14 protein-coding genes are annotated in these 18,154 nt (G+C 71.0%); 10 read left to right on the forward strand and 4 right to left on the reverse strand.

What is annotated here, in order from left to right:
• Positions 1-138: 138 nt before the first annotated feature.
• From OHT51_RS08670 to OHT51_RS08685, 4 genes are all read left to right on the forward strand, one after another.
• A complete protein-coding gene (locus OHT51_RS08670; protein ID WP_328878324.1) occupies positions 139-978 on the forward strand; it encodes a TIM barrel protein in 840 nt (279 codons plus the stop codon).
• A 136-nt stretch (positions 979-1,114) separates the two neighbouring features.
• A complete protein-coding gene (locus tag OHT51_RS08675; protein WP_328878325.1) occupies positions 1,115-2,005 on the forward strand; it encodes a 2-hydroxy-3-oxopropionate reductase in 891 nt (296 codons plus the stop codon).
• Between the two features lie 197 nt (positions 2,006-2,202).
• On the forward strand, positions 2,203-3,660 hold the full coding sequence (locus OHT51_RS08680) for a catalase (protein ID WP_328878326.1): 1,458 nt from the start codon (positions 2,203-2,205) through the stop codon (positions 3,658-3,660).
• A 402-nt stretch (positions 3,661-4,062) separates the two neighbouring features.
• Positions 4,063-4,302 (forward strand): hypothetical protein, encoded by a 240-nt coding sequence (locus OHT51_RS08685; RefSeq protein ID WP_328878327.1) that lies wholly within the window; start codon positions 4,063-4,065, stop codon positions 4,300-4,302.
• A 221-nt stretch (positions 4,303-4,523) separates the two neighbouring features.
• Here OHT51_RS08685 and gcl read toward each other — a convergent pair whose 3' ends face one another.
• Complete coding sequence (gene gcl / locus OHT51_RS08690) at positions 4,524-6,308, reverse strand: glyoxylate carboligase (protein WP_328878328.1); 1,785 nt, start codon at positions 6,306-6,308, stop codon at positions 4,524-4,526.
• Between the two features lie 247 nt (positions 6,309-6,555).
• Between gcl and OHT51_RS08695 the strand changes: the two genes are divergently transcribed.
• A complete protein-coding gene (locus tag OHT51_RS08695; protein ID WP_328878329.1) occupies positions 6,556-7,245 on the forward strand; it encodes a hypothetical protein in 690 nt (229 codons plus the stop codon).
• A 41-nt stretch (positions 7,246-7,286) separates the two neighbouring features.
• Positions 7,287-7,802 carry a GNAT family N-acetyltransferase gene (locus OHT51_RS08700; protein WP_328878330.1) on the forward strand — a complete coding sequence of 172 codons (516 nt, stop codon included), beginning with the start codon at positions 7,287-7,289 and terminating at the stop codon, positions 7,800-7,802.
• 4 nt (positions 7,803-7,806) lie between these two features.
• Here OHT51_RS08700 and OHT51_RS08705 read toward each other — a convergent pair whose 3' ends face one another.
• Positions 7,807-9,405, reverse strand: coding sequence for an AMP-binding protein (locus OHT51_RS08705; RefSeq protein ID WP_328878331.1), 1,599 nt, complete (start codon positions 9,403-9,405; stop codon positions 7,807-7,809).
• On the reverse strand, positions 9,402-11,072 hold the full coding sequence (locus OHT51_RS08710; RefSeq protein ID WP_328878332.1) for an AMP-binding protein: 1,671 nt from the start codon (positions 11,070-11,072) through the stop codon (positions 9,402-9,404). Before OHT51_RS08710 ends, OHT51_RS08705 begins: the two co-directional genes overlap by 4 nt.
• Before the next feature lie 123 nt (positions 11,073-11,195).
• Here OHT51_RS08710 and OHT51_RS08715 point away from each other — a divergent pair, with 123 nt between their 5' ends.
• The 4 genes from OHT51_RS08715 to OHT51_RS08730 all read left to right on the forward strand — a co-directional run bounded on the left by OHT51_RS08715 (position 11,196) and on the right by OHT51_RS08730 (position 16,910).
• Positions 11,196-12,047, forward strand: a complete 852-nt coding sequence (locus tag OHT51_RS08715; protein WP_328878333.1) for a helix-turn-helix transcriptional regulator — start codon at positions 11,196-11,198, stop codon at positions 12,045-12,047.
• Positions 12,048-12,197: 150 nt separating this feature from the next.
• The gene (locus tag OHT51_RS08720) at positions 12,198-14,981 is read left to right on the forward strand and encodes a helix-turn-helix transcriptional regulator (protein WP_328878334.1); all 2,784 of its coding nucleotides are present in this window, start codon (positions 12,198-12,200) and stop codon (positions 14,979-14,981) included.
• A 290-nt stretch (positions 14,982-15,271) separates the two neighbouring features.
• A complete protein-coding gene (locus OHT51_RS08725; protein WP_328878335.1) occupies positions 15,272-16,057 on the forward strand; it encodes a S1 family peptidase in 786 nt (261 codons plus the stop codon).
• Between the two features lie 202 nt (positions 16,058-16,259).
• Entirely contained in the window at positions 16,260-16,910 is a 651-nt protein-coding gene (locus OHT51_RS08730; RefSeq protein ID WP_328878336.1) for a LysE family translocator, read from the forward strand.
• 57 nt (positions 16,911-16,967) lie between these two features.
• On the opposite strand, the gene OHT51_RS08735 is transcribed toward OHT51_RS08730, so the two are convergent.
• Positions 16,968-18,089 (reverse strand): winged helix DNA-binding domain-containing protein, encoded by a 1,122-nt coding sequence (locus OHT51_RS08735; RefSeq protein ID WP_328878337.1) that lies wholly within the window; start codon positions 18,087-18,089, stop codon positions 16,968-16,970.
• Between the last annotated feature and the right edge of the window lie 65 nt (positions 18,090-18,154).

Consider the following 18,154-nt stretch of genomic DNA (forward strand, 5'->3'; position numbering starts at 1 on the left):
GCGCGAATGTTCGGGCAGCCCCCTCTTCGACGGTACGAGCCCCCTTGACAAGCCACGACACACGACGGCAATCTTCCAGTACGCAGAAACTAACTTCCGCTATATGGAATCTCGACAACGGAAGGGAGCGCCGGCGACATGGGATTCGCAGAGCAGCGCTTCAACGTCAACCTGTCGATCCTCTTCACGGAACTCCCGTTGCTGGAGCGCCCCGCGGCCGCCGCCGCGGCCGGCTTCACCGCGGTCGAGCTGTGGTGGCCCTGGATCGACTCCCCCACCCCCGAGCAGTCCGAGCTCGACGCCCTGAAGAAGGCGATCGAGGACGCGGGCGTCCAGCTCACCGGCCTGAACTTCTACGCCGGTCAGCTGCCCGGCCCCGACCGCGGCGCCCTGTCGCTCCCGGGCGAGGAGTCGGAGAGGTTCCGCGCCAACATCGACGTGGCGGCGGACTTCGCGGCCTCGCTGGGCTGCACGGCGCTCAACGCCCTGTACGGCAACCGCGTCGAGGGCGTGGACCCGGCCGAGCAGGACGCTCTCGCGCTGGAGAACCTGGTTCTCGCGGCGCGGGCGGCCGACCGGATCGGCGCGATTCTCCTCGTCGAGGCGCTGAACCAGCCGGAGTCGCCGCTGTACCCGCTGGTCAGCGCGCCGGCCGCGGTCGGCATCGTGGACCGGGTCAACGAGGCGACGGGGCTGGGGAACGCGAAGTTCCTCATGGACCTGTACCACCTGTCCATGAACGGCGAGGACCTGCCTGCGGTGATCGAGCAGTACGCCTCGAAGACCGGCCACGTCCAGATCGCCGACAACCCGGGCCGTGGCGCGCCGGGCACGGGGGCGCTGCCGCTGGAGGACCTGTTGGACCAGCTGGCGAAGGCGGGCTACGAGGGCTGGGTCGGCCTGGAGTACAAGCCGGGCGACAGGCCGAGTGCGGAGGCCTTCGAGTGGCTGCCGGCAGAACACCGCTCGGCCCGCTGAACACCCTGGGGCCGCCGCCCCAGACCCCCGCTTCGACCCTGAACGGGCCTCGCCCTCGAACGCCGGACGGGCTGATTGCCGCTGACCGGCGCCAACTCTTAGACGCACAACAGCAGTTCAGAGAGGTACCCCCATCATGAGCAACCTTCCCAAGATCGCCTGGATCGGCCTCGGCATCATGGGCTCCCCCATGTCCGAGAACCTGATCAAGGCGGGTTACGACGTCACCGGCTTCACCCTGGAGCAGGACAAGCTGGACCGCCTGGCCGCCGCCGGCGGCACGGTCGCCGGTTCGATCGCCGAGGCCGTGCGGGACGCCGATGTCGTCCTCACGATGGTGCCGGCCTCCCCGCAGGTCGAGGCCATCTCCTACGGCCCCGACGGGATCCTGGAGAACGCGAAGTCCGGCGCGCTGCTGATCGACATGTCCTCGATCACCCCGCAGACCTCGGTCGACCTGGCGAAGGCGGCCAAGGACAAGGGCATCCGCGTCCTGGACGCCCCCGTGTCCGGCGGCGAGGCCGGTGCCATCGAGGCCGTACTGTCGATCATGGTCGGCGGCGAGCAGGCCGACTTCGACCAGGCGAAGCCGATCTTCGACGCCCTCGGCAAGACCATCGTGCTGTGCGGTCCGCACGGCTCGGGTCAGACCGTGAAGGCGGCCAACCAGCTGATCGTCGCCGTGAACATCCAGGCGTGCGCCGAGGCCGTGGTCTTCCTGGAGAAGTCCGGCGTGAACCTCCAGGCGGCGCTGGACGTCCTCAACGGCGGTCTCGCGGGCTCGACCGTGCTGACGCGGAAGAAGGACAACTTCCTGAACCGGGACTTCAAGCCCGGCTTCCGTATCGACCTGCACCACAAGGACATGGGCATCGTGACGGACGCCGCCCGCAACGTCGGCGCGGCCCTTCCGGTCGGTGCCGTGGTCGCCCAGCTGGTCGCGTCGCTGCGTGCGCAGGGCGACGGCGGACTGGACCACTCGGCCCTGCTGCGGGCCGTGGAGCGTCTGTCCGGCGCCCAGGTCTGATCCGGGCCTGCCCCCACACTTCCGGGCCGCGGCGGCGCTGACACCTGTCCTGTCGCGCCCAGGCGCCGCCGCGGCCCGGAATCTCCTTCAACAAAAAGTTGATTCAATTCAACAAACTGTTGACGCCCGCTCGCCCCACTTCTAGGCTCCACAAAGCGGAAACAGTTTTCCGCTGACACCCGCACGGAAGGTCCACGATGTCGAAGCGCGTGCTCACCACCGAGTCCGGCGCCCCGGTCGCCGACAACCAGAACTCAGCCTCCGCCGGCGTCGGCGGCCCGCTCCTGCTCCAGGACCAGCACCTGCTGGAGAAGCTGGCGCGCTTCAACCGCGAGCGCATTCCGGAGCGCGTGGTGCACGCCCGTGGCTCCGGCGCGTACGGCCACTTCGAGGTGACCGACGACGTCACCGGCTTCACCCACGCCGATTTCCTGAGCGCGGTGGGCAAGCGGACCGAGGTGTTCCTGCGTTTCTCGACCGTGGCCGACAGCCTCGGCGGTGCGGACGCGGTGCGCGACCCGCGCGGTTTCGCGCTCAAGTTCTATACGGCCGAGGGCAACTACGACCTCGTCGGGAACAACACCCCGGTGTTCTTCATCAAGGACCCGATCAAGTTCCCCGACTTCATCCACTCGCAGAAGCGCGACCCGTTCACCGGCAAGCAGGAGCCGGACAACGTCTGGGACTTCTGGGCGCACGCCCCCGAGGCCACGCACCAGGTGACCTGGCTGATGGGCGACCGCGGCATCCCGGCGTCGTACCGCCACATGAACGGCTACGGCTCGCACACCTACCAGTGGACGAACGCCGAGGGCGAGGCCTTCTTCGTCAAGTACCACTTCAAGACGAACCAGGGCATCCGCTGCCTGTCCTCCGAGCAGGGGGCCGAGCTCGCGGGCAAGGACGCCAACTCCCACCAGACCGACCTGCTCCAGGCGATCGAGCGGGGCGTGCACCCGTCGTGGACGCTCTACGTCCAGCTCATGCCGGCGGCCGAGGCGGCCGACTACCGCTTCAACCCGTTCGACCTCACCAAGGTGTGGCCGCACAAGGACTACCCGCTGCAGCGCGTGGGCCGGCTGGTCCTGGACCGCAACCCGGACAACGTCTTCGCCGAGGTCGAGCAGGCCGCGTTCTCCCCGAACAACTTCGTGCCGGGCATCGGCCCCTCCCCCGACAAGATGCTCCAGGGCCGGCTGTTCGCCTACGCGGACGCCCACCGCTACCGTCTGGGCGTCAACCACACCCTGCTGGCCGTGAACGCCCCCAGGGCCACGACGGCGCAGAACTACGGCCGCGACGGCTTCATGGCGGCCAACTCCCAGGGCCGCGGGGCGAAGAACTACGAGCCGAACTCCTACGACGGCCCGGTCGAGACCGGCCGCCCGCTGTCGGCCCCGCTCGCGGTGACCGGCCACACGGGCACCCACGAGGCCCCGCTCCACACCAAGGACGACCACTTCTTCCAGGCCGGCGAGCTGTACCGCCTGATGTCCGCCGAGGAGAAGTCCCGTCTGATCGCGAACATCGCCGGCGGCCTGTCCCAGGTCTCCCGCGACGACGTGATCGAGAAGAACCTGGCCCACTTCCACGCCGCCGACCCGGAGTACGGCAAGCGCGTGGAGGAGGCGGTCCGCGCCCTGCGCGAGGACTGAACCCCGAGGCTGCGTCCGTCTCCTGACGGGAGGTCATGAGCCGGACGCATCGCTCGCGCATCGACGCCGATCGACCCGGATGAGGGGTGGTCGATCGGCCCGGGCGCGGGCAACACGAGGACCGCGGCGGCGTGCGAGCCAGTGCGGTGGTGAAGGTCCCGGTCTCCTTCTTCGACCTGAGGGAAGGAGCATCCGGTTCCGTCGCAACCGCCGCGGTCCCGAACCCCCTCCAGACCCCGTCCGGCGGCGCGAACGTCCTGTCGCGCCCAGCCTCGCACCGTCGGACGGCCACAACCGAATATCTCACCGGCTGAAGAGCGCCGGGCACGGACGGTCCTGTGCCCGGCGCTCTTCGGCGTCCTCCGGGGTGCGGAAGCGGCCCGGCCGCAGGACGCTGAAGGCATGGCAGCACATCCGACCGAGCATCCGCACGTCGTGGTGCACCCGCCGGCCCTGGACGGTTCCCGGCGGGTCACCGAGGGCGACGACACGCTGGGCATCGCCACGCACGTGGACGACGTGAGCGAGATCCTCCGCCTCGCCGACCTGTACGTCACCGACGTGGCGGAGAGCGATCTCATCGACTGGCAGGGCGGCGGCCCCGACGACTGGCCGGGGCTGTCGGAGCACCACGACGCGTAGGTGCCGTGTACGCCATCGGACGTACGTCACCCACGCAACCCTCAGATCAACCTCTGAACAGGCGCCGGGAGGCTTCAACCGCACCCTCGCGCGGGCACATTCCCGTCACACGGTGCCCGCCGGCACGGGGGCGGCGGGCACCGCACGGGGGCACGCGAAAAGGGGCGGCCCAACCTTTCGGTTGGACCGCCCCTCGTCTCCGAGCGGACTCGGTGGACGCGTCAGACCTTCAGCGTCCTGATCGACGTCGGCGAGTGACCCGGCTCCGTCGCGATCTCCTCGAACTCGACGACGTTGCTGATGTCGTTCGTGGTCGACATGGAGATGTTGGTGACACGCTCGAGGATCGCCTCGACCACCACCGGGACCCGGTACTCCTGAGCGAGCTTCTTGGCCTGCTCGAAGGCGGCGCCCAGTTCGCTCGGGTCGGTCACGCGGATCGCCTTGCAGCCGAGGCCCTCGACGACCTTGACGTGGTCGACGCCGTAGACGCCCAGCTCGGGCGAGTTGATGTTCTCGAACTCCAGGTTGACCTGGAAGTCGATCTCGAACGCCCGCTGCGCCTGACGGATCAGGCCCAGGTAGGAGTTGTTCACCAGGACATGGACGTACGGGATCCTGTGCTGCGCGCCGACCGCCAGCTCCTCGATCATGAACTGGAAGTCGTAGTCGCCGGACAGGGCGACGACCTGCGCCTCGGGGTCGGCCTTCGCCACGCCCAGCGCGGCCGGGATCGTCCAGCCCAGCGGGCCCGCCTGGCCGCAGTTGATCCAGTGCCGCGGCTTGAAGACGTGCAGCATCTGGGCGCCGGCGATCTGCGAGAGGCCGATGGTGGAGACGTACCGGGTCTCCGGGCCGAAGGCCTTGTTCATCTCCTCGTAGACGCGCTGCGGCTTGATCGGGATGTTGTCGAAGTGCGTACGGCGCTGGAGGGTCGCCTTCCTCTCCTGAGCGGACGCCGCCCAGTCGGAGCGGTCCGGCAGCTTGCCGGCGGCCTTCAGCTCCTTGGCCACCTCGACGAACAGCTCCAGCGCGGCCTTCGCGTCCGACGCGATGCCGTAGTCCGGCGCGAAGATCTTGCCGATCTGGGTGGGCTCGACGTCGACGTGGACGAACTTGCGCCCGGCCGTGTAGACGTCGAGCTTGCCGGTGTGGCGGTTGGCCCAGCGGTTGCCGATGCCGAGGACGAAGTCGGACTCCAGGAAGGTCGCGTTGCCGTAGCGGTGCGAGGTCTGCAGGCCCACCATGCCGGCGTTCAGCTCGTGGTCGTCGGGCAGCAGGCCCCAGCCCATCAGGGTCGGGACGACCGGCGTGCCCGTCAGCTCGGCGAACTCGACGAGGAGTTCGGCGGCGTCGGCGTTGATGACACCGCCGCCCGCGACGATCAGCGGCCGCTCGGACGCGTTCAGCAGTCCGATCGCCTTCTCGATCTGGGCGCGGGTCGCGGCCGGCTTGTAGACCGGGAGGGGCTCGTACGTCTCCGGGTCGAACTCGATCTCCGTCAGCTGGACGTCGATCGGCAGGTCGATGAGGACCGGGCCGGGACGGCCGGAGCGCATCAGGTGGAACGCCTGCTGGAAGACGCCGGGGACCTGGGCGGCCTCCAGGACGGTCACCGCCATTTTCGTGACCGGCTTGGCGATCGAGGCGATGTCGACGGCCTGGAAGTCCTCTTTGTGGATCACGGCGGTCGGAGCCTGGCCCGTGATGCACAGGATCGGGATGGAGTCGCCGATCGCGGAGTACAGGCCGGTGATCATGTCGGTGCCGGCCGGGCCCGAGGTGCCGATGCACACGCCGATGTTGCCCGGGTGTGTACGGGTGTAGCCCTCGGCCATGTGCGAGGCGCCCTCCACATGGCGGGCAAGGGTGTGGTTGATCCCGCCGGAGGCCTTGAGCGCGGCGTAGAAGGGGTTGATCGCCGCGCCCGGCACGCCGAACGCGTTGCTGACGCCCTCGCGCTTGAGGATCTCGACTGCCGCTCGGGCAGCGGTCATACGAGCCATTGAGTACTCCTGCTTCGGCTGTCGGATTCGCACTCCCGTCGCGCCCCGCGGTGAGCAATTCCGTGACGATGTCGATTCCGCCTGCGTTTTCCGCATTGCGGAAACTATTTTCTACTATCTGGAAGCAATGTAAGTGGGGCAGCTGAGGAGCGTCAAGAGGCGAAGACCGGCAACGGGCGGACAACCGGGCACCGCGTGGAGGACGATGGGAGCGCTGTCCCGATGCGAGGTCGTCCTGGAGTGGGCCATGTCCGAGAGCGTGTCGGTGCGCTGCCCGGCCTGCCGGCGCGAGCATCTCTACGAGGCACCCGCCTATCCGTGCGCGTGCGGGGCGCCCGTCGCACCGGAACTCGATCCGCACGGCACCGCCACGGCCGTCGCGCATCGGGCCTGGGACGACGAATGGATCGGTGTGCGCTGTCGGGCGTGCGGCCGGGAGAGCCATTGGCCCCGTCCGGAGGTGGGATGCCCCTGCGGGACGACGGTGCGGGTGCCGGTGGCGGAGGCGGGAGCCGGCACGGGGGCCGAGCGGCCGGAGGCGCCGCCCGCGGCGCGCCGCGCCTTTCAGCCCGTCACGATCCGCACGGCCCGTGACGCGGTCACCGCGGCCGCCGTCTATCTGCGGTGGCTCGGCTACCGGGACATCCGCCGTGCCGACCAGCGGCCCACGTCGGGGGTCGGCATCGCCGCCCACGGGCTGCTCGCGCAGATCGACCCGACGGTCAGCCCGGCTTCCCTGCGGGACGTGGAGTGTCTGTGGCTGACCGCCATGTCGGAGTCCGCGGCCTGCGTCTACTTCTCTCTCGCCGGGTACGCCCCCGACGCCCGCGTCCGCGCCGACGGGCTGGGCGTCCCCCTCTTCGTCCTCGACCTCACGGGGACGCCCCAGCCGGTCAACAGCCTCGCCGACGAGCTGGACGCCACGGGCGCCCGGTAATCCGCTCGCGCCCGACGCCGCCGCCGACGGAGACTCGGCCCATGCGCATCCGCCCCGCGACCGCCGACGACCTCCCCGTCCTCCAGGACATCGAACGCGCCTCCGGAGCCGTCTTCCGCGACTTCGGCATGGCGGCGATCGCCGACGACGAGCCGCCCGCCTTGGACGTCCTGGAGCACTACCGCAGCGCGGGCCGCGCCTGGGTCGCCTGTGACGCGGGCGACCGGCCGGTCGGCTATCTGATCTGCGTGCCCGTCGGCGGCGCCCTGCACATCGAGCAGGTCTCGGTCCACCCGGTCGCCGCCCGCCGGGGCGTGGGCCGCACCCTCCTCGCGTACGCCGCCGACCGCGCGCGCGAGCAGGACCTCACCGCCCTCACCCTGACCACGTTCACGGAGGTTCCGTGGAACGCGCCGTACTACGCCCGGCTGGGCTTTCGCGTACTGGACGAGGCCGAGCTCACCCCGGGGCTGCGGAAGATCCGCGCCGACGAGGCGGAGCTCGGCCTCGACCGGTGGCCCCGGGTCTGCATGCGCCGCGCCCTGGACGGCCGGTGAGCGATCAGCCCCTGCTGTCCGCGTACTTCTCCCGCAGCTCCACCTTCCGCACCTTCCCGGACACCGTCATCGGGAAGGTCTCAAGGATCTGCAACCGGCTCGGGATCTTGTAGTGGGCCAGTTGCCCCTCGCAGAAGGCCCGCAGCTCCTCCAGCGTGAGCGGGGCGGCCGCGTCGCGCGGGATGACGCAGGCCAGTACCTCCTCGCCGTACCGTTCGTGGGGCACCCCGACGACCTGGACGTCGGCGATCTTGGGGTGGGCGTAGAGGAACTCCTCGATCTCGCGCGGGTAGATGTTCTCGCCGCCCCGGATGATCATGTCCTTGATGCGGCCGACGATCTCGACGTAGCCGTTCTCGCGCATCGTCGCGAGGTCGCCGGTGTGCATCCAGCGGCCGGCGTCGACGGTCTCGGCGGTCTTCTCGGGCTCGTTCCAGTAGCCGAGCATCACGCTGTAGCCGCGGGTGCACAGCTCGCCCGCCGTGCCGCGCGGCTGGGTCACACCGGTCGCCGGGTCGACGATCTTCACCTCGATGTGCGGCAGGACGCGGCCGACCGTGGACGTGCGGTGTTCCAGGTCGTCGTCCCGCCGCGTCTGCAGGGACACCGGGGACGTCTCGGTCATGCCGTAGCAGATGGAGACCTCCTCCATGTGCATCTCGGCGACGACCCGCTTCATCACCTCCACCGGGCAGGGCGAGCCCGCCATGATGCCGGTGCGCAGGGAGGAGAGGTCGTACGACGCGAAGTCGGGGAGGTTCAGCTCCGCGATGAACATCGTCGGGACGCCGTACAGGGACGTACAGCGCTCCTGCTGGACTGCCTCCAGCGTGGCCTTCGGGTCGAAGGACGGGGCCGGGATCACCATGCAGGCGCCGTGCGAGGTGGCGGCCAGATTGCCCATCACCATGCCGAAGCAGTGGTAGAAGGGCACCGGGACGCAGACCCGGTCCTGCTCGGTGTACGTGATCAACTCCCCCACGAAGTAGCCGTTGTTGAGGATGTTGTGGTGGGAGAGGGTGGCCCCCTTGGGGAAGCCCGTCGTGCCCGACGTGTACTGGATGTTGATCGGGTCGTCGCAGGACAGCTCCTCGAACGGGGCGGGTGTGGCCCGCGCGATCAGCGCGTCCCAGCTCGGGTCCCCGATGTACACGGTCTCCCGCAGCTGCGGGCACTTTCCGCGCACCTGCTCGACCATCGCCCGGTAGTCGCTCGTCTTGTGGCTCAGGGAGGCGAAGAGGAGCGAGATTCCCGCCTGGTTGAGGACGTACTCGACCTCGTGGGTGCGGTAGGCGGGATTGATGTTCACCATGATCGCGCCGACGCGGGCCGTGGCGTACTGGACCAGCACCCATTCCGGACAGTTGATCGCCCAGATGCCCACCCGGTCACCCTTGGCGACGCCGCTCGCGAGCAGCGCGTACGCCAACTCGTCGACGTCGGCGGCGAACCGGGCGTACGTCCAGCGCCGCCCGGACGGCACGTCGACCAGCGCCTCCCGGTCGGGCCACGCGGCGACCGCCCGGTCCAGGTTGGCCCCGATCGTGTCCCCGAGCAGGGCGGTGTCGCTCGTCCCGTGCGTGTACGACAGCTCTGAGCTCACCGGAAGTCCTCCTCGCGGTACTCGGCGTCCGAACCGGCTGCCGTGGCCTCGCGCAGCTCGATGCGGCGGATCTTGCCGGAGACGGTCTTGGGCAGCGGCGCGAACTCCAGGCGGCGGATGCGCTTGTACGGCGCCAACACCTCCCGTGAGTGCTCGAAGAGCACCTTGGCCGTGTCGGGGCCGGGCTCCCAGCCCTCCGCGAGGACGACGTACGCCTTCGGCACCGCGAGCCGCAGCGCGTCCGGCGCGGGCACGACGGCCGCCTCGGCCACCGCCTCGTGTTCCAGCAGGGCGCTCTCCAGCTCGAACGGGGAGATCTTGTAGTCGGACGCCTTGAAGACGTCGTCCGCGCGGCCGACGTAGGTGATGTAGCCGTCGGCGTCCCGGGAGCCGATGTCGCCGGTGCGGTAGTAGCCGCCGGCCATCGCCTCCGACGTACGGTCGGCGTCGCCGTGGTAGCCGGTCATCACACCGACGGGGCGGCCGGACAGATCGAGGGCGATCTCGCCCTCGTCGGCGCCGGGTGCGCCGGAGACCGGGTCGAGGAGTTCCACGCGGAAGCCGGGGCTGGGGCGGCCCATGGAACCGGTCTTCAGGGGCTGGCCGGGGCTGTTGGAGACCTGGACCGCGGTCTCGGTCTGCCCGAACCCGTCCCGGATGGTCACGCCCCACGCCTCGCGCACCCGCTCGATGACCTCGGGATTGAGCGGCTCACCGGCGGCGACGACCTCGCGCGGGCGGGTGCGCAGGGCGCTCAGGTCGGCCTGGATGAGCATGCGCCAGACGGTCGGCGGGGCGCAGAAGGTGGTGACGCCGGCGCGGTCCATCTCGGCCATCAGGCGGGCCGGGTCGAAGCGCGTGTAGTTGTGGATGAAGACGGTCGCCTCCGCGTTCCACGGCGCGAAGAGGTTGGACCAGGCGTGCTTGGCCCAGCCGGGCGAGGAGATGTTCAGGTGCACGTCGCCGGGCTTGAGGCCGATCCAGTACATGGTGGCCAGGTGCCCGATCGGATACGAGGCGTGGGTGTGCTCGACCAGCTTGGGGCGGGCGGTGGTGCCGGAGGTGAAGTAGAGCATCAGCGGGTCGTCGGACGCGGTCGGCCCGTCGGGGGTGAAGCCGGCCGGGGCGGCGTACGCGTCCTCGTACGTCTGCCAGCCCTCGTGTGCGCCGCCGACGCTGATGCGCGTGTAGCGGCCGGGCACCTCGTCGAACTTGCCGGTGTCCTCGGCCCGCACGAGCACATGCCGCACCCGTCCGCGCTCCACCCGGTCGCGCAGGTCGGCGGGGCCGAGCAGCGGGGTGGCCGGGATGACGACGGCTCGCAGCTTCATGGCGGCGAGGGCGATCTCCCACAGTTCGGCCTGGTTGCCGAGCATGACGAGGACGCGGTCCTCGGCGCGGACGCCGCGCGCCCGCAGCCAGCCCGCGACGCGGTCGGAGCGCTCCGACATCTCGGCGAAGGACAGACGGACCTCGCTGCCGTCCTCCTCGACGATGTGCAGCGCGGTGCGGTCGTTTCCGTCCGCGATGACGTCGAACCAGTCGAGCGCCCAGTTGAACCGCTCCGGCCGGGGCCAGGTGAAGCCCTCGTAGGCGGTCGGGTAGTCCTCGCGGTGCTCGAGCAGGAAGTCCCGCGCACTGCGGAACTCCTCCGTCCCCGTCGTCATCTTTCCTCCTGGTTACCGGAACCTTGCCGGGCGGCCCTCTGCCATCGTGTAATCCGTGACGTGGGTCTCACTACCCCCGAACGGGGGTGTGCGCTCGGGAAAGCCGCAGGAAAGGGCGAGCAGGTGGCAGTGGACGCGGCCGCATCGGTGGAGATAAGGGGCGCGCTGCTGCGCCTGCGCCGCTCGACCGGGCTGCCGGTCGCCTTCGGCGGCCTGGTGGAGCCCGGGCGTCCGCGCGTGCGCATCAGCGAACTGAACGGCACGGCCACCGAGTCCCTGAGCAGGCTCGCGGTGACCGCCGGCAACGGCCTGGGCGGCAAGGCGGTGGCCCTCGCCCGCCCGTGCGCGGTCACGGACTACTCCGCCTCGCAGCAGATCACCCATGAGTACGACGCCGCCGTCGCCGTGGAGGGACTGCGTTCGGTGCTGGCAGTCCCGGTCGTCGTACGACGCCGGGTGCGCGGAGTCCTGTACGGCGCCCTGCGCACGGCCCAGCCTCTGGGCGACCGCACGCTGACGGCGGCCGTCGAGGCGGCACGGGACGTCGAACAGGCACTGGTGGTGCGGGACGAGGTCCGGGGGCTGCTGGAGGCGGCACGGGCCGAGACGGCGCCGGTGCGGACGCCGCCGCTCGACCGGGGCGCCGACTGGGAGCAGGTCCGCGAGGCCCACGCGGCGCTGCGGGCTCTGGCCCCGCGCATCGGCGACCCCGCCCTGCGCGCGGAACTGCTGGACGCCTGCGGCCTGCTGGCGGACGGCCCGGCGCGTGCGCCGAGCGGCGTGCGGCTGGCCCCGCGCGAGCTGGACGTGCTGGCGTGCGTGGCCGCCGGCTCGACGAACGCGGTCGCCGGCGAGCGGCTGGGGCTGCGGGTGGAGACGGTCAGGAGCTATCTGCGGTCGGCCATGCGGAAGCTGGGCACCCACACGCGCGGGGAGGCGGTGGTCGCGGCACGCCGGGCGGGGTTGCTGCCGTAGGGCGGCCCACCCCGACGACCCTCCATTCATTCATCCATGCTTTGAATTTCCCTATGCCCGCCGCTGTTATTTGCCTCACCATGTCGCCGGTCCGAAATTCAAAGACCTGTTGCCTAATATTGGCCCGAACACGACACACGGAGGGGAGCGGTGACCGTGCGACGGGACTTCAAGGAGCCTGCCGGCTGCCGCCCCGACCAGGTCATCGGCAGGGAGGAGCTGTTCACGGCGGCACGTGAGCAGCTCGGGCGGGGCGGCAGCGTGCTGCTGCACGGCCCTGCCGGAATTGGGAAGTCGACGGTCCTGCGGGCTTTGGCCGGGGAATACGGCGGCGCGGCACGCACCGTGTTGCGCTGCTCGGACCTGCTCGGCCTGGTCCTGGACGAGGTGTCCGAGCGACTGCCCGCGGCACAGCGCACCGCCCTGGAGTCCGCCCTCACCGGCCGCGGCGAGTCCACCCTCCAGCGCGACGGCCTCGCGCTGCGCCTGGCCGTGCTGTCCGCCCTGCGCGCCCTCGCCGACACCGGGCCCGTCCTCGTCGTCGCCGACGACCTTCAATGGCTCGACCCGGCAAGCGCCGAACTCCTCGGATTCGCCGCCCGGCGCCTCGGCGACACCCCGGTGCGGATGCTGTGCGCGGTGCGGACCGAGGGCGAGGAGTACGACCGCCACCTGCGCGCCTCTCCGCCGGACACCCTCGCCGTCCGGCTGGGCCCGCTCTCCCGCGCCCAGCTGTCCGCCCTGCTGGACCACCGCGGTTACACCGGCCTGCCCCGCTCCACGGTCCGCGACATCCACCGCACCAGCGGCGGCAACGCCCTGTTCGCCCTCGAACTGGGCCGCGCCCTCGCGGAGAACCCCACACCGCCCCGCCCCGGCGAGCCCCTGCCGGTGCCCACCTCGCTGCGCGCCCTGGTGCTGAACCGCCTGGAGATGCTGTCGGAGGAAGCCCGCCGCACCCTCCTCGTGGCGAGCGCGGGCGCCCGCCCCACGCTGGCCCTGCTGCACGAGGCCGGCCGTGCCAACGCCGAGGCCGAGACCGCCCAGGCCGCCGGACTCGGACTGCTCGCCACCGAACCCGAGGGTCCCGCCGTACGGTTCGCGCACCCGATGATCTCCGCGGCGCTGTACGCGGAGGCGCCCGCGCAGGACCGCCGGGCCGCGCACGCCGCCCTGTCCACCGCCGCGTCCGACCCCATCGAGCGCGCCCGGCACCTGGCCCTGGCGACCCATGGCACCGACCCGGAGGTCGCCGCCCGGCTCGCCGAGGCCGCCGCCCTGGCCCGGGACCGTGGAGCGCCGTCGGTGGCCGCGCAGTTGGGGCTGCTCGCCGCCCGGCACACTCCGGCGGACGGCACCCCGAGCCCGGAACTGATGCGCCTGGCCGCCGCCGAGGACGCGATCACCGCCGGGGAACTGGACCTCGCCCGGGACATCGCCCGTGAGGTGCTGAGCCGCACGACCGTGCCCGAGGACCGGGTGCGGGCCTGGATCATCGTGATCGACACGGCGGGCCACGCCATGACGGAGGTCGACGCGATCTTCCCGCAGGCCCTGGCCGACGCCGGCGACGACCCCCGGTTGCTCGCCCTGGTCCACTACCAACTCACCTGGCGCGCCCTGCTCGTGGAGGGCGACTTCGACGAGGCCCGCGGCGAGGCGGCGTACGCGGCGGAGCTGGCCGCGCGGGCCGGCGACCGGTACACCGAGCTGATGGCGCTCGCCTTCCAGGCCCAGATCGAGACCCTGATGGGCCACCCGGACGCCCCCGCGACCATCAGGCGGGCACTCGAAGAGCCCCAGGACCCGAGGGTGGCGTGCCATCACAACGGCGCCGGCTACTCCCGGTTCCGCTGGCTGATCATGAGCGACCAGCTGGCCGAGGCGCGCGCCACGGTCACCGCCCTGCTGCGGGAGGTGCGGCGGCGCGGGTCGGTCGAGAGCGAGGTGCACTTCCTGCGCGGGGTGGCCGAGACCGAACTGCACTCCGGGCACTGCTCACGCGCCCTCGACCTGGCCCGCGAGAGTCTGCGGCTGGCCCGGGACACCGGGATCGGCGAGGTGGCCTCAGCGGTGCTGACCTCGCTCGCGGAGGCCGCGGGCGGGGACGTGGACCGGGCACTGGAGCTGGCGCGGGAAGCGGTGGCGCACGCCGAGGAGGACGGCGACCAGATGTACGTGTCGCGTGCCCTGGCCGCCCTGGGGCACGCCCAGTTGGTGGCCGGGGACGTGGCGGCGGCGGTCCGTTCGCTGCGCCGGGTGCGGGAGGTGGAGCAGGGCCTCGGCATCACCGACCCGGCGCGCGGACGGTGGCACGGCGACCTGGCCGAGGCCCTGGTGCGCAGCGGGGAGATCGCGGAGGCGCAGGACGTCATCGACGGCACGCGTGAGCTGGCGCTGCGGCTGGACCGCGAGAGCGTACTGGCCGTACTGGACCGGGCCGAGGCGCTGATCCGTGCGGCACGGGGCGAACACGACGCCGCCGCGGCCCAGTTGACGTCGGCCCAGGACCGGCTCGGCAAGCTGGGCTACAGCCTGGAAGAGGCGCGGGCCGCCTTCGCCCTGGCCCAGCTGCGCTCCGATACCGCGGGCCCGACCTCGTACGACGAGGCGGCCCGGCTGTTCCGCCGCTGCCGGGCACTGCCCTGGCTGCGGCAGGTCGAGGTCGCCGCGGCCGCGCGGCCCGTGGAGGCGGCCCCCACCCCCACCCCCACCTCCGCCCCGGACGGGCTCGACGGCCTGGACGGGCTCGCCTCGATGGAGCGTCAGGTCGCCGCGCTCGTCATGGAGGGCGCGACCAACCGGGAGATCGCCGCACGCCTGTTCATCAGCGTCAAGACGGTCGAGGCGACGCTCACCCGCGTCTATCGCAAGCTGGGGATCCGATCGCGGGTCGACATCGTCAGACTGGCGGCGGGACGCCGCACGACCTGAGGTCGGGACGCCGCACGACCTGAGGTCGGGGCGCCGTACGACGTGGGCTCTCGGCGCCGTACGAGGTGAGTTCACCCGTCTTTGTCGGTCCGCGCGGGTTTATCGGGGCGGACCGAGGGTTTTCCCTGCCCAACTCCCTTAGGGGGTTCCCTCATTGGGAAGGGAAGTTTCCGGGACCTACCTTGAGTTCGTGCCGCTCGCTCGGGCACACGGGGGCCGGTCCCGCGACCCTCGTGCATACCCCCCACACCCGCGCGACCCCCCACCGGCAACCCCCAATGAGGAGTCTCATGTTCGGGCTCACCCGTGCCAGAAAGACCGCCGCCGTCGCGGCGACCGCTGCCGCCGCCGCGGCCGCACTGCTCAGCGCCCCCACCGCTGAGGCGGCGTCCTCCCGCATCGTGGGCGGTACGACCACCACGACGACCTCGTATCCCTTCATGATGCAGATCACGGACGCCTCACAGAACCAGTTCTGCGGCGGCACGCTGGTCTCCGCGACCAAGGTGGTCACCGCGGCCCACTGCATGGTCGGCGAGAGCAACAGCAGCGTCCGCGTCGTCGGCGGGCGCACCTACCTCAACGGCACGAACGGCACCGTCAGCCAGGTCAGCGACATATGGATCCACCCGGACTACTCGGACGTCACCGAGGGCAACGACGTCGCCGTGCTGACCCTGTCCACGTCGATGCCGTACACGCCGGCCTCGTACGTCGACTCCTCGGACACCGGCGTGTACGCGACCGGCGCCACCGCCCGCATCATCGGCTGGGGCACCACCTCCTCGGGCGGCAGCTCCTCCAACCAGCTGCGCACGGCGACCGTGCCGATCGTGTCCAACTCCAGCTGCGCGAGCTCCTACGGTTCGGACTTCATCCCGTCCGACATGGTCTGCGCCGGATACACCTCCGGCGGCGTCGACACCTGCCAGGGCGACAGCGGCGGCCCCCTGCTCATCGGGGGCGTCCTGGCAGGCATCACTTCCTGGGGCGAGGGCTGCGCCCAAGCCGGGTACCCGGGCATCTACACCCGGCTGACCACGTTCTCGGACGAGGTCAGCGAGCAGGTCTCCTGAGCACACCCCAGGTGAAAGACCAGGGGGCGTTGCGGGCCTCCACGAGCGGCCCGCAACGCCCCCTATCCATGTGCGCATCCACGTCGGCTCCCAACTCCGCATTCATGTCCATGCCCCGTGACCGGCCCCATGGCCCTGTCCACGGCCCTGTCCCGTTGTCAGTGGTTGCTGTTTGAATGGGCTCCGGATGGGGGTGATGGGCATGGTGTCCACAGATCGTGTGCTGGCGTTCGCGGCGATGTCGCTGCTGGTGATCGTGATCCCGGGCCCGAGCGTCCTGTTCGTCATCGGCCGCGCCCTGGCACATGGCCGCCGCACCGCAGTGGCGACCGCGCTGGGCAATGTCTTCGGCTCGTATCTGCTGGTGGTCGCCGTCGCGGTGGGCATCGGCTCGCTGGTCGAGCGCTCCGTGACGGTCTATCTGACCGTGAAGCTGGTCGGCGCGGCCTATCTGGTCTACCTGGGGGTGCAGGCGTTCCGGCACCGCAAGGAGTTGACGGCCTCGGCGATAGGGACGCAAGCGCCGACGGAACCGACGCGAGGTGACGTCCGTACGGTCCTCGACGGCGCCCTCGTCGGCGTCACCAACCCCAAGGGCGTGGTGTTCTTCGCCGCCGTGCTCCCCCAGTTCGTGGACCACTCGGCGGGCCACGTCCCGCTGCAGATGCTGCTGTTGGGCCTGGTCCCGATCACCATCGGCCTGATCACGGACACCCTGTGGGGCCTGACCGCGTCGGCGGCCCGCAGCTGGTTCGCCCGCTCCGACCGCCGGCTGTCCCTGATAGGCGGGGCCGGCGGGTGCACCATGATCGGGCTCGGGGTGACGGTCGCGGTGACGGGACGGGCGGAGTGACACCTGCACGGCACCGGCATGGTGCCGGCCAGGGGATTGCCGACTGAAGATCGCCGACTAGGGGATCACGGTCCCGAAGCGGATGTCGTACGACGCGTCCGGGTGCATCACCTTCAGCACGCGCTCCCCTTCCTCCGTCACCTCCCCGCGCTGAGCCTTGGTGAGCTGGGTGAACTCCTCGATGACGAGCTCGTCGCCGACGATCCGCCACACGCCCACGAGGAAGCCGTCGACGAGGAGCGGGCAGTAGACGGTGTTCACCTGCCAGGTACGGCCACGGTTCGCGGGCGGGATCACGCGGGTGCGGTCGGCGTGGGAGAGGAGGAGGTTGTCGAACTCGGGCAGGAAGCGGGGCGGGGCCGGGGTGTCCGGATCGGGGCGCGGGGCGTCGGGAAGGTCGAAGAGCTCGACGCCGTTCTCGTCGCGGAAGGTGAGCAGGTCGGGGCGGAGCCGTTCGAAGGCGTCGCGCATCCGGGTCAGACCGCACCAGGTCTGCATGTCCTTCACGGAGGCGGGCCCGAAGGCGGCCAGGTAGCGCAGCACCGTGGCATCGGGTGAGGCGGCCGGCTCGGCGGGACGGTCCAGCCAGTTCTCCGCGGTGGTGAGAGTGACCTGTCCGCTGCGGCCCCACAGTCCGCGCGGGGTGACCTGGACGAGGGGGAGCTTGCAGCGGGCCGCGACGGCCAGGGACTGCGGGTCGGCGTCCGGCCACTCGACGATCAGGGCTTCGCGCAGCTGCTTCATGGTGCGGGGCTCGATCTCGACGAGGTCGCGGGCGAGCGCGGCGAGCCGGTCCAGGTCGACGCCGACGAGGCCCTTGCGGAAGTAGTTGATCTCGCGGTCCCTGGCGGGCTGGACCAGCGGACGCAGGGCGAGACTGTCGTCGGCGGTGTGCAGGTGGATCGTCGAGCGCATGGTGACCATCCGCACGGCGGCGCGGTCGGCCAGCAGGCCGGACAGTTCACCGGGCGTGAAGCCGTCGAGGCGGGCGGCGAGCGCGTAGTAGGGCGGCTTGACCTCCTGGGCCTGGAGGCCGACCAGATGCTCCACGGCCGCCAGGGCGGACATCGGCGAGCGACGCAGCAGCAACTGCCGGTCGAGGGTGGCGCGGTTCAGGGCGCGGGTGCCGAGCACGGGGTCGGCCGCGGCCGCCGTCTTCTTTGTGCTGCGCTTCGTCATGCTCCGCACGCTAGCGAGGCTTGCGGACACCTTCGGTCCCCAACTCTCACGGAATCCCGGATCAC

Origin of the sequence: Streptomyces sp. NBC_00299 (assembly GCF_036173045.1) — a bacterium.
GTDB classification, from domain to species: Bacteria; Actinomycetota; Actinomycetes; order Streptomycetales; family Streptomycetaceae; genus Streptomyces; species Streptomyces machairae.

Bases quoted from the DNA above. Each gene is read 5' to 3' on its own strand.
- OHT51_RS08670 (WP_328878324.1), top strand. From the start codon at position 139: ATGGGATTCGCAGAGCAGCGCTTCAACGTCAACCTGTCGATCCTCTTC.
- OHT51_RS08735 (WP_328878337.1), bottom strand. From the start codon at position 18,089: ATGACGAAGCGCAGCACAAAGAAGACGGCGGCCGCGGCCGACCCCGTG.
- OHT51_RS08710 (WP_328878332.1), bottom strand. From the start codon at position 11,072: ATGACGACGGGGACGGAGGAGTTCCGCAGTGCGCGGGACTTCCTGCTC.
- OHT51_RS08730 (WP_328878336.1), top strand. From the start codon at position 16,260: ATGGTGTCCACAGATCGTGTGCTGGCGTTCGCGGCGATGTCGCTGCTG.
- gcl (WP_328878328.1), bottom strand. From the start codon at position 6,308: ATGGCTCGTATGACCGCTGCCCGAGCGGCAGTCGAGATCCTCAAGCGC.
- OHT51_RS08725 (WP_328878335.1), top strand. From the start codon at position 15,272: ATGTTCGGGCTCACCCGTGCCAGAAAGACCGCCGCCGTCGCGGCGACC.
- OHT51_RS08695 (WP_328878329.1), top strand. From the start codon at position 6,556: ATGTCCGAGAGCGTGTCGGTGCGCTGCCCGGCCTGCCGGCGCGAGCAT.
- OHT51_RS08680 (WP_328878326.1), top strand. From the start codon at position 2,203: ATGTCGAAGCGCGTGCTCACCACCGAGTCCGGCGCCCCGGTCGCCGAC.
- OHT51_RS08685 (WP_328878327.1), top strand. From the start codon at position 4,063: ATGGCAGCACATCCGACCGAGCATCCGCACGTCGTGGTGCACCCGCCG.
- OHT51_RS08700 (WP_328878330.1), top strand. From the start codon at position 7,287: ATGCGCATCCGCCCCGCGACCGCCGACGACCTCCCCGTCCTCCAGGAC.
- OHT51_RS08675 (WP_328878325.1), top strand. From the start codon at position 1,115: ATGAGCAACCTTCCCAAGATCGCCTGGATCGGCCTCGGCATCATGGGC.